This window comes from Paenibacillus sp. 276b, assembly GCF_900107875.1.
Taxonomy (GTDB): Bacteria; Bacillota; Bacilli; order Paenibacillales; family Paenibacillaceae; genus Paenibacillus; species Paenibacillus marchantiae.
Map to the genome: position 1 here is coordinate 397415 of NZ_FNRR01000001.1, position 14438 is coordinate 411852.

General features: G+C 45.6%; 14 protein-coding genes. All 14 read left to right on the forward strand.

Translation table 11 applies throughout. The annotated features are described in order from the left end of the window. Positions 1 to 81: 81 nt before the first annotated feature. The 14 genes from sleB to rny all read left to right on the forward strand — a co-directional run bounded on the left by sleB (position 82) and on the right by rny (position 14307). Positions 82 to 912 (forward strand): spore cortex-lytic enzyme, encoded by an 831-nt coding sequence (gene sleB, locus BLV50_RS01735; protein ID WP_063566365.1) that lies wholly within the window; start codon positions 82 to 84, stop codon positions 910 to 912. A gap of 126 nt (positions 913 to 1038) precedes the next feature. Next, the gene (gene yfmF / locus BLV50_RS01740; protein ID WP_063566364.1) at positions 1039 to 2319 is read left to right on the forward strand and encodes an EF-P 5-aminopentanol modification-associated protein YfmF; all 1281 of its coding nucleotides are present in this window, start codon (positions 1039 to 1041) and stop codon (positions 2317 to 2319) included. A gap of 3 nt (positions 2320 to 2322) precedes the next feature. Further along, on the forward strand, positions 2323 to 3603 hold the full coding sequence (yfmH, locus tag BLV50_RS01745) for an EF-P 5-aminopentanol modification-associated protein YfmH (RefSeq protein ID WP_090805428.1): 1281 nt from the start codon (positions 2323 to 2325) through the stop codon (positions 3601 to 3603). A 1-nt stretch (position 3604) separates the two neighbouring features. Next, positions 3605 to 4375, forward strand: a complete 771-nt coding sequence (gene ymfI, locus BLV50_RS01750) for an elongation factor P 5-aminopentanone reductase (RefSeq protein ID WP_076289541.1) — start codon at positions 3605 to 3607, stop codon at positions 4373 to 4375. Between the two features lie 177 nt (positions 4376 to 4552). Next, positions 4553 to 4816 carry a DUF3243 domain-containing protein gene (locus BLV50_RS01755; protein ID WP_063566361.1) on the forward strand — a complete coding sequence of 88 codons (264 nt, stop codon included), beginning with the start codon at positions 4553 to 4555 and terminating at the stop codon, positions 4814 to 4816. A gap of 197 nt (positions 4817 to 5013) precedes the next feature. After that, positions 5014 to 5781, forward strand: coding sequence for a DUF3388 domain-containing protein (locus tag BLV50_RS01760; protein WP_024630282.1), 768 nt, complete (start codon positions 5014 to 5016; stop codon positions 5779 to 5781). 66 nt (positions 5782 to 5847) lie between these two features. Continuing rightward, positions 5848 to 6900 (forward strand): helix-turn-helix domain-containing protein, encoded by a 1053-nt coding sequence (locus BLV50_RS01765; RefSeq protein ID WP_090805430.1) that lies wholly within the window; start codon positions 5848 to 5850, stop codon positions 6898 to 6900. A gap of 37 nt (positions 6901 to 6937) precedes the next feature. After that, positions 6938 to 7138 (forward strand): hypothetical protein, encoded by a 201-nt coding sequence (locus tag BLV50_RS32625; RefSeq protein ID WP_143764708.1) that lies wholly within the window; start codon positions 6938 to 6940, stop codon positions 7136 to 7138. Between the two features lie 154 nt (positions 7139 to 7292). After that, complete coding sequence (locus BLV50_RS01770; RefSeq protein WP_017689115.1) at positions 7293 to 7784, forward strand: YajQ family cyclic di-GMP-binding protein; 492 nt, start codon at positions 7293 to 7295, stop codon at positions 7782 to 7784. Positions 7785 to 8107: 323 nt separating this feature from the next. Continuing rightward, a complete protein-coding gene (gene pgsA, locus BLV50_RS01775) occupies positions 8108 to 8695 on the forward strand; it encodes a CDP-diacylglycerol--glycerol-3-phosphate 3-phosphatidyltransferase (protein WP_090805433.1) in 588 nt (195 codons plus the stop codon). 107 nt (positions 8696 to 8802) lie between these two features. Continuing rightward, positions 8803 to 10059, forward strand: a complete 1257-nt coding sequence (locus tag BLV50_RS01780; protein WP_063566358.1) for a competence/damage-inducible protein A — start codon at positions 8803 to 8805, stop codon at positions 10057 to 10059. A gap of 239 nt (positions 10060 to 10298) precedes the next feature. After that, complete coding sequence (gene recA / locus BLV50_RS01785; protein WP_053783851.1) at positions 10299 to 11363, forward strand: recombinase RecA; 1065 nt, start codon at positions 10299 to 10301, stop codon at positions 11361 to 11363. A 354-nt stretch (positions 11364 to 11717) separates the two neighbouring features. Beyond that, entirely contained in the window at positions 11718 to 12455 is a 738-nt protein-coding gene (locus tag BLV50_RS01790; protein ID WP_079694665.1) for a regulatory protein RecX, read from the forward strand. A 310-nt stretch (positions 12456 to 12765) separates the two neighbouring features. Next, entirely contained in the window at positions 12766 to 14307 is a 1542-nt protein-coding gene (gene rny / locus BLV50_RS01795; protein ID WP_062326115.1) for a ribonuclease Y, read from the forward strand. Positions 14308 to 14438: the final 131 nt, after the last annotated feature.

The following is a 14438-nucleotide window of genomic DNA, read 5'->3' on the forward strand; positions in this document are numbered from 1 at the left end:
GGTGCATAGGAACGAAGTATGCTTGTCATAATAACCTTAGCGATTCTGTTAATCCCACAAGAGAAAGGTAGAGCACAGTCGATGCGAAAAATGAACATATGGCTTTTCACTGCTATTTTGCTGATGTCCGCATTGGGAATTCGTTATTTGCTTCCTGGGAATACAGCAACCGAAAGTCCAAACCCAAGTACCCCGCAAGTCGAAGAGAAGTCGATACCCACCTTTAGCACCAATGCTGTGAAATATGGAAGTTACGGTCAGGATGTATACGAGCTTCAAGGCCGACTGAAGTATTTGGGATTTTACAATGGTAAAATTGACAGTAATTTCGGCAGCACTACATTGAAATCGGTAAAATGGTTTCAATCGGAATTCGGCATGAAGGCAGATGGTGTCGTTGGAGCCAAAACCAAGCTGAAACTTTACAATGCTTCAAAACAATGGTCGCCAACAGAAACACCGTTGCACAAAGATCAAACTTCAGGAGATAGTGGGAAAAATAACAATACTGCGGATAAAGAGCAGGACAATATGGGCTCAGCCAATTCCATGGGGTTGTCGGAAAACGAAATCAAAATTATGGCTAACGCCGTATATGGTGAATCTCGCGGAGAGCCATTTGAAGGTCAAGTTGCAGTAGCGGCAGTTATCCTGAATCGCGTGAAATCACCGAGTTTCCCGAACACACCGTCAGGAGTAATTTTCCAGCCGGGTGCGTTTACTGCCGTTGCAGACGGACAGATTTATCTTGAACCGAATGCACAAGCTAAAAAAGCAGTTGAACAGGCGATGAATGGTTGGGACCCATCCGGTGGATGCCTCTATTATTTTAATCCGAAGACAGCTACATCCAAATGGATATGGACACGTCCTCAGGTAAAAACAATCGGGCAGCATATATTCTGTATGTGATGATCTTGGAAGCAACCAGAAGGCGTGACTTCGGTTGCTTCTTGCCTTTTGAATGGGTTAAAATGGTTGTTACGTTTAAGCTTCACTTCTTGCACGATAAATGACGCCGTAAAGGGGTTTTGACATTTGAATACATCAGGATTTGAACGAGGAAACCGGAAAGAATTCCGCATACATGTTCTTCCTACGAAACGTTTTAAGACATTTGCGATCTCACTTTACGCAGGGGTTCCCCTGCAGGAAGATACGGTTACCAAAGTAGCCTTAACACCTTTCGTACTTCGGCGTGGGACCGAATCCTATCCGGAAACAACGCAATTTCGTGAACAATTGGAACATTTGTATGGAGCGGGTTTTGGTTTTGATGTCTATAAACGTGGCGATTACCAGATCGTACAGTTCCGTATGGACACCATTAATGATTCCTTTGTTGGTGGGGACGAGCAGCTGTTGGATCGTTCTTTTGCTTTTTTGGGAGAGGTGCTTACACGCCCTGCACAGGAGGATGGACATTTCCGAACCTCTTATGTTCAAGCTGAGCGGGAGACTGTTCGCAAAATGCTGGAGTCCATCGTCAATGACAAAATGCGTTATGCTGCGGAACGTAGTATTGAGGAGATGTGTAAAAACGAACCTTACCGCTTGCACCCGCTTGGTGAGCGAAAGGATTTGCCGGGCATTGATCCAGATACATTGACAGCTTCGTATCAGGAATGGTTACAGCAGGCAAGTATGGACTTGTATGTGGTGGGCGACACCACACTGGAAGAGGTAGAGAATCTGGTACAGCGTTATTTCAATGTAGAACGTGCCACCTCTTCCGACTATCATACACAGGAAGCTATTCGTGGAGATAAAGAAGTGGAAACCGTTGTAGAACGGCTTAATGTTAATCAGGGTAAGCTCAATATGGGGCTTCGCACGTCTATCACATATGGTGACCCTCAGTATGCGGCAGCATTGATGTATAACGGCATTCTCGGAGGATATCCTCATTCCAAGCTGTTTGTTAATGTTCGTGAAAAAGAAAGTCTGGCGTACTATGCCTCATCGCGTTATGACGGACATAAGGGTATTGCAACGATCCAATCCGGGATTGAAATCCCCAATTACGAAAAAGCAGTCATGATTATCAAGCAGCAGCTGGATGAAATGAAGAACGGGAATATTACTGACCTGGAGATGTCTCAGACCAAAGCGATGATCCGTAATCTGCTCAAGGAAATGCAGGATTCTGCGTTTGAGCTAATTGCTTATGATTTCAATCGACAGTTATCCGGCAAAGAGCGGACCGCCGAGGAACTGCTGGCCCAGGTAGAACAGATCAGCAAAGAAAATGTTCGTGAGGCGGCAGAGAAATTCCGTCTGGATACGATTTATTTCTTGCGTGATGAGAAGGGGGAATAGTCGGTGGAGAGCATAACATACGATCGTTTGCAGGAAACGCTGTATTACGAAGTGATGGATAACGGGCTGCATGTTTATATTTTGCCTAAACCGGGTTTCCAAAAAACTTATGCCACGTTTGCAACCAAATACGGTTCGGTCGACAATCATTTTAAAGTTGAAGGACAGGAAGAAGTAAAGGTTCCGGACGGAATTGCTCATTTTCTGGAACACAAAATGTTTGAAGAACCGACAGGTGATATTTTTGCCACATTTGCTTCTCATGGAGCTTCTGCCAATGCTTTTACCAGTTTCGATCAGACTGTTTATTTGTTTTCGGCGACGGAATATGTCAATGAAAATATACAAACATTAGTTGATTTTGTGCAAAATCCTTACTTCACCGATCAGAATGTAGAAAAGGAAAAAGGGATCATCGCACAGGAAATTAATATGTATGCGGATAATCCAGATTGGCGCGTTTATTTTGGCCTGATCGAGGCGATGTATCAGAAACATCCCGTGCATATTGATATCGCCGGAACCGTTGAATCCATTGGCACCATAACCAAAGAAACGTTGTACACGTGTTACAACTCTTTTTATCATCCAAGCAACATGCTTCTGTTTGTCGTGGGTGGAGTAGACTCGCAGGAAGTGATCGATATGGTTCGTTCGAACCAGGCAAAGAAAAATTATAAACCTCAAGGGAAAATCGAGCGGATATTTGAACCGGAACCTGAGCAAGTGGGGGAAGCCAGACGTGAATCCAAGTTGGCCGTTTCCCTGCCCAAATGTTTGTTTGGATTTAAGGAAACCGATGTGGGACTAACTGGAGAAGACCTGCTGCGCCGGGATATGACAACCAAACTAATGATGGATCTGTTATTTGGTTCCAGTACCTCGCTATTTCAAAAATTGTATGATGAAGACCTGATTTCGGACAGCTTTGGACATGAATATAACAGTTCGCCGCAATACGCTTTTTCTGCTATTGGCGGGGACACCAAAGACCCTGATCAACTGCTTGCGCGTATCCGTGAAGAAGTCGATGCTATTGTGGAAAAAGGCTTTGATGCAACCGATTTTGAGCGCGCACGCAAAAAGAAAATAGGTGGATATTTGCGTATGCTCAATTCACCAGAAAACATTGCAAATGAATTCACGCGGCAGCAATTCCGTGGTGGTGATTTTTTCAACATGCTCCCGTTGTATGAATCGCTTACACTGGAAGAGGTAAACCGCAGATTGAAAGAGCATATTCGTTGGGATCAACTGGCGATATCGCTTGTCGTGAGTCCTTAATATGGAGAGGGGAACAGGACAATTGAAGCCAATTGGAGAAATGACGGTACTTGTAACGGGCGCGAGCGGAGGCATTGGAGCGGCCATCGCAGAGCGTTTTGCCAAGGTGGGCATGAATGTAGTGATTCACTATATGAAATCGCATGAAGCAGCTAATGAAGCTGCGAGAAGATGCATGGAACAAGGCAGTGGTAAAGTCATGACGGTGTCTGCTGATCTTCGCAGTCGGGAGCAAATTGAACGTATGCGTGAGAAGCTGGAATCACATGGGCTGATGCCGGATATTCTGGTGAATAATGCAGGGATATCTCATTATGGAATGCTGTCCGATGTTACGGAAGAAATCTGGGATGAAGTGATGGCGATCAACCTGAAAGGCACGTTCTTGTGTACACAGGAAATGATGCCTCACATGATCTCCCAAAGATACGGTCGAATCATTAACGTTTCGTCTATCTGGGGACTGTCGGGTGCCTCTTGTGAGGTGTTGTATTCTACAACCAAAGGTGGTGTAAATGCATTCACCAAAGCTCTCGCCAAAGAGTTGGCTCCATCTGGCGTAACGGTGAATGCTGTAGCTCCAGGCGCGGTTCAAACATCCATGTTGAACCATCTGGATCAGGATGAACTAAAAATGCTGGAAGAGGAAATTCCGGCAGGAAGACTCGCCCAGCCAGATGAAATCTCCTCACTGGTCTACTTCCTTGCACTTCCCGAGTCCGGCTATATTAATGGGCAGATTATAAGTCCAAATGGTGGCTGGCTCACGTAATATATGGGTGCGCGAATTCAATTTTGTTTTAACTTCGTAGGTATTGCCTTGATGGAAATTAATGATTTGTAGATGATCTTCAATTAATTCAAAAATGCTCGTATATAAAATGTCCGGGAAGCACATATTACAACTGTTGATTTTAAATCTCATGCGTCAAGCAAAGGAGGATTTATCATGTCAACAGAAAAAACGGTGCTCACGAGTTTTGACACTTGGAAGAAGTTTTTGGGTGACCGCGTACAGCAAGCAGAGAAGATGGGAATGAATGAAGAAACCATCAACAAACTTGCGTATGAAATCGGTGACTTCCTGGATGAGAAAGTAGATCCGGCGAACCCTTCCAACCGGGCATTGAAAGAACTATGGGAAGTCGGCGACGAGGATGAACGTCGTACGATTGCGTGCCTGATGGTCAAATTGGCCAAACAAAACGCATAAGATTACAGATGGAGAGCTCCCGCAAGGGGGCTTTTCTCTAATGATTACACATTGATTACAGACCTGTTCTTGTAATTCATTTTCTTTTTATATATCATTAACGTGACCCATTTTTAGAAGATATCTCAGATTGTCGTCCAATGGACGCGTTCTGTTACTGTCGAATAATGTGGAATAATGCTTTACGGGGTGTTTAAATGGAATCTAAACAATGGTATATGGAGTATAAAATACATAAGAACAGACCTGGCCTTTTAGGGGATATTGCCTCTATGCTGGGGATGCTTGAAGTAAATATATTGACCATCAACGGTGTAGAAGGCAAAACCCGGGGGATGCTGCTGGAATCGGACGATGACGAGAAGATCCGTCTGCTGGGTGAAATGCTTGGCAAAGTGAACAGCATAACTGTGTCTGCTTTGCGTCAACCGAAACTGGTAGATATTCTGGCTGTGCGTCATGGTCGTTATATTGATCGTGATTCGGATGATCGCAAAACATTTCGTTTTACGCGGGACGAACTTGGGTTACTTGTGGACTTTTTGGGTGAAGTATTTAAGAGGGAAGGCAATCAAGTCATTGGTTTGCGTGGAATGCCGCGTGTAGGGAAAACAGAATCCATTATTGCAGGCAGCGTATGTGCGATGAAGCGCTGGACGTTTGTTTCCTCCACACTTCTTCGTCAGACCATAAGAAGCCAGATGTCCGAGGACGAATTGAATCCAAACAATGTGTTTATCATTGACGGAATTGTCAGTACGATTCGTTCAAGCGAACGGCATTATAATCTGTTACAGGACATCATGACGATGCCAAGCACCAAGGTTATTGAACATCCGGATATTTTTGTGCAGGAGTCTGAATATGATTTTAATGATTTTGACATTATTATTGAACTGCGCAACAATCCGAATGAAGAAATTATTTATGATACGTTTACGGCCAGCTACACCGACGAACTGTAACGCTCCGTACGGGATCATGAAATAGATAAGCAACAACCATAGAGATAAACATAAGGAGGAGATGGCATGTCTGAACTGGGTCAGCAGTTAAGAGAGGCCCGGCTGCAAAAAGGGATGAGTCTTGACGATGTACAGGAAATGACTAAAATTCGCAAGAGGTATTTGGAGGCAATAGAGGCAGGAGACTACAAAGTGCTGCCTGGTAGCTTCTATGTGCGTGCATTTATCAAAACCTATGCGGAAACGGTGGGACTAAATCCTGATGAGCTGCTGGAGGGACATAAGAAAGATGTACCTGCAGAAGAAACGGAAGCAACCATGGAGCCGGTTATTCAAAAGCGTTCAAGCCGCCCGGTAGAGCGCAGTAACCGCTGGATGTCTGTTGCGCTGATGTGGACTTTTCCGGTATTAATTCTTGTGCTGTTGTACGTGTATGTAGTGATGAACAGGGATGATTCGGATACACAAGGGCTGGATCAGACGAAGATCACAGACAGCCAGCAGCAACCTCAAGATAAACCGGATGAGCCTACAGATAATGGTCAAGCTTCCAATCCTCCAGCGAATGAATCAGGTAGCGGAGAAACGAATGAAGGCGAAGCAGGCGGTAACGGTGGCGGAACAGCAGAGGGGCAGCCTGACGGACAAACTGACGGACAGACGGATGGGCAAACGACGGGTGAAAATGAAGAGAACCCAACGGATAATACGCCAGCTTCTGTAACTGTTGCTGAAGACGGAAAATCAGGCAATATTACGAACTTCAAAGTAAACGGCAGTGCAGGGCAGCCTGTGACCGTTACAATTAAAGCAACGGGGCATAGTTGGCTGGAAGTATACAAGGGCGAGAACTCTAGTGGAGAAAAGTTAGAGTACGGAAACACCGCTGAAGGAGACAGTTATACTTTTGAATTGGACAGTGCAGGAATGTACATTAAGTCCGGTTACGCTGCAGCGACCACAATTGAGGTTGCAGGGCAGGTTGTGACAGACGGGAAAGCGACAAACCGCATTCGGTTAAGACTTGGTGAGGATACGTCCTCCGCAGGTACTGAAGGCACTACGACGAATGAAACAGGAAGCACTACCGAAGGAAGCACCGGCACTAACGGCGAATAACCAAAGTTTCTGCGGGAGACACTAACCTTGTCTTAACTTGCAGTCAACTTTTGGTGAAGTGAGGTGGATGGCTGTGACAGTCAGCTGGATCGTAACAGGTTTGGGGATCATTGTCAGCCTCCTGGGTTATTACTTGACCCCAACTGCCTGGGGTTACGGTATTTTGGGTTTTGGACTTGCACATGTACTTCTGGGTGTGCTTGACATGTTCAGACAGCCTAATCGCAGCCGTTATTAGAATGGCAGCCGCACGGTAAGCATTTTTGGCAACCACCTCAAGTGGCAGCCAAAAATGCTTTTTTTATTTTGAAAAACCTCATAAAATTAGACTTTTGCTTGGCGTATCCTCTATAATGTTACAGAACATATGATTAACTGAAAGGGTGACTGGTTTGAGTTCAGAAAATTCATTTGATATCGTGTCCAAAATGGACTTGCAGGAATTGACAAATGCCGTTACACAAACGGAAAAAGAAATTGGCACGCGTTATGACTTCAAGGGCAGCAAGAGCAGTCTGAAACTGGATAAGGATGCGTTAACGATCGTATCTGATGATGAGACCAAACTCAAGGCTGTTATCGATGTACTGCAATCCAAGATGGCTAAGCGGGGTTTACCTTTAAAAAACATTGATTATGCAAAAGTAGAACCAGCTTCTTCAGGTACAGTCCGCCAGCGTTTGAATTTCAAGCAGGGGATTGATCAGGATATCGCTAAAAAAATTAATATTCTGATTCGTGACTCCAAGATGAAAGTGAAGAGTCAGATTCAGGGAGATCAGCTCCGGGTAACAGGTAAAAGTAAGAATGATTTGCAGGCAGTTATGCAGTTGTTGAACGGTGCCAATCTACCTCTAGATCTGCAATATACAAACTTTAAGTAAGATCTCCTCATTGTAGCTAGGTATGTTTTTTGACACTGCAATTGGCGTATATTATACTAAGTGTGCATTGCTGGCAGATAAGCATCAAAGCCCAGTCATCATCGTTTGCTGACTTTGTGAAAAGCAGTACATCTTCTGAAAGTCACCGGAACGTTTAAAACGGTTTTGCGTTTGAACGGTTGACTTTATTTTTTGCGTTTTTACATAGTGAGAGCACTTTTAGTGCTGATTGACAGTGAAACTGTAAATTTCATGTTCCGGATGATGAATACGGGATTAAGATGAATGTTTGGAGTAATGGAGGATAAGAGGGAGGGCGTCTTGTGAATTTACCCAACCGGATTACGCTTGCACGAATTTGCTTAATCCCTTTTTTGATGGTGTTCCTGCTCGTAGATTTTCCGTTCTATCCAGAGCCGTTGCAATTTGGAAGCTTATCGCTCCCGTATAATCAGTTGATTGCTGCTGTCATTTTTATCATTGCAGCAAGCACGGATGGAATTGACGGCTATCTGGCGCGGAAAAATAATATGGTCACCAACCTGGGGAAATTGCTTGATCCGCTGGCTGACAAGTTGTTGGTTACTGCGGTGCTAATTTCTCTTGTGGAAATGGGCAAGTTGGATTCCTGGATTGCTGTGGTCATTATTAGTCGTGAGTTTGCGGTTACCGGCTTGCGTCAGATTGCGTTATTGGATGGTTCGGTTGTTGCGGCAAGTGCCTGGGGCAAACTGAAAACCGTCGTGCAAATTGTGGCGATTGTACTGCTGTTGTTGAATAATTTCCCGTTCTCATTCACGGGTATTCACATGGACGTTATTGCCGTTTGGGCTGCAGCGATTATTACGATTTGGTCAGGTATTGATTACTTTATCAAAAACAAAAATTTGCTTCATTTATCGAAAGCGTAACGTTTGAGGTTAAATGGGTAAGTATGAAGAAATCATTTGTACGAAGGGCAATAGGAAATTATCCTATTGCCCTTTGATCACTCACCACGTGTACAGGAGGATGCTGAATGAAGGCAGAAATCATTGCAGTTGGCACAGAATTGTTGCTTGGACAAATTGTGAATACCAATGCTCGATATCTATCCCGTGAATTGGCTGCAATCGGGATTGATGTATATTTCCAAACGGTGGTTGGTGATAATCTAAATCGACTTAGTGACGCTATTCGCATCGCTCAGGGTCGTGCAGACGTCATTTTATTTTCTGGGGGCATAGGTCCTACACAGGATGACCTGACCAAGGATGCGATCGCGGCGGTCTTGAACCGCAAGCTGCATATAGATCGAATGGCCATGGACAAGATCGAGAGCTTCTTCCGAGATCGTAATGTAGACATGACCGAAAACAATCGTCGTCAGGCCATCGTTATAGAAGGCGGGACACCGCTGGCGAACGAAACAGGCCTTGCCGCAGGAAATGCGATTTCTGACAATGGCAAGCATTATGTAGTGATGCCTGGACCACCGAAAGAGCTAATTCCTATGTTTGAACAGGAAGTTAAGCCTTGGTTGTTCCAGCATGTACTGACAGAAGAAATGCCGATCTACTCGAAAATGCTGAAGTTTGCAGGAATTGGCGAATCGGCATTGGAAGACCGACTCCTTGATCTGATTGATACACAGACAGATCCTACCATTGCTCCTTATGCAAGTGAGGGAGAAGTTACGGTACGTGTATCTACAAAGGCTCCAAGTGAGAATGAGGCAAAGCTGAAGCTGGATGCAATGGAAGTTCAGATTCGGGAACGATTGCCAGAGCATCTCTACGCGAACGAGGATGTGCCTATAGAGTACACAATTGTAACGATGATGTCTGATATGGGTCTGACTCTTAGCGCGGCTGAGAGCTGCACAGGAGGGCTCGTCATGCAAAGTCTGACATCAGTTCCTGGCAGTGCGTCGATGCTTAAGGGCGGAATTGTATGTTACTCCAATGAAATTAAAGAGAAGCTGCTCCATGTGCCGCATTCCTATCTGGAAGGTGAAGATGCACCGGGCGCAGTGAGTCCGGAAGTGGCCAAAGTGCTGGCAGAGCAGATTCGAATGATTGGGGATGCCGACTTCGGTCTGTCAGTGACAGGTGTAGCGGGACCTGGTTATTCCGAACGCAAACCGCCAGGTCTTGTCTTCATCGCTCTGGCAGAGCGTGGTAAAGAGACAGAAATTCATGAACTGCGCATTAATGGCAATCGGGAGACGGTTCGGATTCGTTCAGCGAAAGCGATTCTTTACCGTTTGTGGCGCAAGCTTGTGGAGATGGACTAGTTAAGAGCTCGGATTGCATTTGCCAAGGCAAGCAAGTATAATAAAGGAAGACGGAAGAACCGTAAAATCAGGCTTTACAGCCTTGTTTACGGTTCTTTTTTCTGTTTAATGGAAAGTTTCCTTGAGGAAGAGGCGCCTCGGCCTTTACAAAAAAAACGAATGTATGTTCGAAAAAAAGCTTGGCAAACGTGTTAAAACAAGGTATCATTATCTTATAAACAGTAAAGGGTGTGAGCTTATTGTCAGACCGTCGTGCCGCGCTTGATATGGCGCTCCGTCAAATAGAGAAGCAATTTGGTAAAGGATCCATCATGAAACTGGGTGAGTCGACTCACATGAATGTGGAAATTATACCCAGCGGTTCCTTGGCTTTGGATATTGCATTAGGAACAGGCGGCTTGCCTAAAGGCCGTATTGTTGAAATATATGGACCTGAATCTTCTGGTAAAACAACCGTAGCATTGCATGCTATCGCTGAAGTACAAAGAGTGGGTGGACAAGCTGCATTTATCGATGCCGAGCATGCTCTTGACCCACAATACGCCAGTAAACTGGGTGTTAACATTGACGAATTGCTTCTGTCTCAGCCAGATACGGGTGAGCAAGGGCTTGAAATTGCAGAAGCTCTTGTACGTAGTGGTGCTGTGGACATTGTCGTTATTGACTCTGTGGCTGCATTGGTACCGAAAGCAGAAATCGAAGGCGAAATGGGTGATTCCCATGTCGGTTTGCAAGCGCGTCTGATGTCTCAGGCACTGCGTAAACTGTCTGGTGCAATCAGTAAATCCAAAACGATCGCCATCTTTATCAACCAACTTCGTGAAAAAGTCGGGGTTATGTTTGGTAACCCAGAAACAACACCTGGTGGTCGTGCCCTGAAATTTTATTCCACGGTACGTCTGGATGTACGCCGTATTGAGAGTATCAAATCAGGAAATGACATGATTGGTAACCGTACGCGTATTAAAGTGGTGAAAAACAAAGTAGCACCTCCGTTTAAACAAGCGGAAGTGGATATCATGTACGGTGAGGGTATTTCGAGAGAAGGCAGTATCATTGACATTGGTACTGAGCTGGACATCGTCAATAAAAGTGGTGCATGGTACTCATACGAAGGCGAGCGTTTAGGACAAGGCCGTGAGAACGCGAAGCAGTTCATGAAAGAGCATAAAGATATTGCTGAAATCATTGAACAAAAAATTCGTGTAGCCAGTAACTTGACTACTGCAGTTCCTGCGCCAACTAGCGAAGAGCAACAAAAAGAAGCAGCAGAAGAACAAGAACTATTTGAAATTAACGAGTAACCCTCCCTTGTAGGAAGGGCCCTAGAGGGCCTTGCCCTCTGAACTCCCAAAGCTTGTCTGATTGAGCTTGCTCGATCTAGCTTGGGGTATGGTGTGTGCGCTCGCGCTGTCCAACAGCCTCTGTCCGAATGGGCAGAGGCTGTTGGCGCGTTTACTATTAGGGAGAGGCCGGATATTGTTTCCGGCCTTTTGTATTAGCGTCTGATGTCTCTGTGAAGTTACGCTAAACGTATTCAGTGTAGCTGTGTTATCTCCGTCGGAGATGTATTCGAGGAAGTCTTTTATTTTGCTATGTACTTGTCAGTTAGGCCGTGCAGTTCAGACGCACAAAATGACATGGAAGGGGAGACCGAAATGGATCAACATGAAGATGATTTATATGAAGAAGCCGAGCTGGAGGGAATCTCCCAATTCCCGGATAACGAAGAACTTACCATTACACGAGTTGAACGAACGAAGAGCAGGGAAGCTCGTTACCGAATTACCTTTGGTTTATATTCAATTACGGTGCTTGAAGATGTAATGATTAAATATCGTATGACCCGGGGAAATACGTTTCTGAAAAAAGACTTGGAAGATATCATCGTAGCTGACGAGCGACAGCGGACGTATGTGCAGTCTTTGCGATATCTGGAGCATAAACCTCGGACACGCCACGAATTAAGTCAGAAGCTTCGTCAGAAAGAGTTTGCTGCACCGTTGATTGAAGAGGCCCTGGATCGGCTTGAGCGTGAGAATTTGGTCGATGACGAACTGTTTGCGAAGGAATGGACTCGTCAGCGTATGGAGGGCCAGCGGAAGGGAAAACTGTGGATAAGGCAAGAGCTGCGTCAGAAGGGCATTGCCAATGATCTGATTGCTGAAGCGCTGGAAGGTGTAAGTACAGATGCGGAATTTGAGACGGCTCTAACCGCCGGACGCAAAAAATGGAATCAGGTCAAAGGAGACATCCAGGAGAAGAAACGTAAAACGCTTCCCTTCTTGATGCGACGAGGTTTTTCCATGGATATGGTGCGTCGGGTCGTGAATTGTTTAATTGAAGAAGACGAGGTTAAAGACCCCGAAGAAGACGAAGCGTTGTTATGGGATTAGCAGACTGGACTCACTATACTGCATTCTCTTGACAATTTCTTTCGTCAAATACTAAAATGGACATGAGTCTGTAAGAAATGGACAACCCTTTTTCCTTCCAAAAAAGCGGTTTCTGTTTTTTAAGATTTATACCATTCATGATTATGGGTTCGTCGGAGACGGCGGATAGTGCGTGGAGACATGTACACTTGAAATGAAAATCGGCGGGGGATCGCCGTGAGTATTCGTTATTCCCAAAAATATGTAAGGCTTGAAAACAACAAATTGACCCAAGGAGTGCCTTGGAGGAACCAACGAGGAGGTGAACAGTATGGACATCGTAATCACGATCGTTCTCGTTGTGGCCGCGCTCGTTATTGGGTTCGGAGTAGGGTATTTTATTCGCAAATCTCTTGCAGAGGCTAAAATCTCCAGTGCGGAACAAGCTGCCGTGCAAATCGTGGAGAACGCGAAGAAAGAGGCAGAGGCACTGAAGAAAGAAACGGTGCTGGAAGCGAAGGACGAAATCCATCGCATTCGCGCCGAAGCTGAAAAAGACACTCGTGAACGTCGGAACGAAATTCAACGACAAGAAAGACGATTGTTGCAAAAAGAAGAGTCGCTGGATAAAAAATTGGAATCACTCGAACGTAAAGAAGAGCAAGTGGCTAACAAAGAGAAACGAATTGATGAGACACAGCAGCAGATCGAGATGATCTACAAAAACCAGGTGACGGAGCTGGAGCGCATATCCAACCTCACTATGGAAGACGCACGCAGTATCATACTGTCCAACGTAGAACAGGAAGTTCGTCATGAGACGGCTCAAATGATCAAGGACATTGAACAGCAAGCGAAGGAAGAAGCGGACAAAAAGTCCCGCGAGATTATTACACTCGCCATCCAACGTTGTGCGGCTGATCACGTAGCGGAGACAACGGTATCCGTTGTTACTTTGCCAAATGAAGAAATGAAAGGCCGGATTATCGGTCGTGAAGGACGTAACATCCGTGCGCTTGAAACCCTTACAGGGATTGACCTCATTATCGATGATACGCCAGAAGCTGTTATTCTGTCGGGCTTTGACCCGATTCGCCGTGAAATCGCCCGTACTGCCCTCGAAAAACTGGTGGCTGATGGACGTATTCACCCGGCACGGATTGAAGAGATGGTGGAGAAATCCCGCAAAGAAGTGGATGAGCGTATCCGTGAATACGGTGAGCAAGCTACCTTTGAAGTGGGCGTGCATGGTCTGCATCCGGACTTGATTAAAATTCTGGGCCGGTTGAAGTTCCGTACAAGCTACGGTCAAAACGTCTTGAAACATTCGATGGAAGTCGCTTATCTGGCTGGATTGATGGCTGGCGAACTCGGAGAAGACGTAACCTTAGCAAGACGTGCAGGTCTATTGCATGACATCGGTAAAGCGCTGGATCACGAAGTGGAAGGATCACACGTCGAAATCGGCGTGGAACTAGCGAAGAAATACAAAGAACATCCGGTTGTAATCAACAGTATCGCGTCCCATCACGGGGATTGCGAAGCGACTTCGGTTATTGCCATGTTGGTTGGCGCAGCAGATGCGCTCTCCGCAGCAAGACCAGGCGCACGCCGCGAAACGCTGGAAACGTATATCAAACGACTGGAGAAGCTGGAAGAGATCTCGGAATCGTTCGAAGGTGTCGAGAAATCGTATGCCATCCAGGCCGGACGCGAAGTTCGCGTTATGGTACAGCCTGAGAAAATCGACGATGCTGAAGCCTTCCGCCTCGCGCGTGACATCACGAAGATGATCGAGAACGAACTCGATTATCCGGGTCACATCAAAGTCACCGTCATCCGGGAAACCCGTGCGGTTGAATACGCAAAATAGAGCATTACGGAAAAGTGGCCGCAGTAGTGGGCCACTTTTCCTTTTGATAGCTTGTTAAAAGGCATTTAATAAAAAAAATGGTGAGCAAGAGATAGAGGTCCTGCGAAGTTTCGGATGCTTTGAAGAAGGCT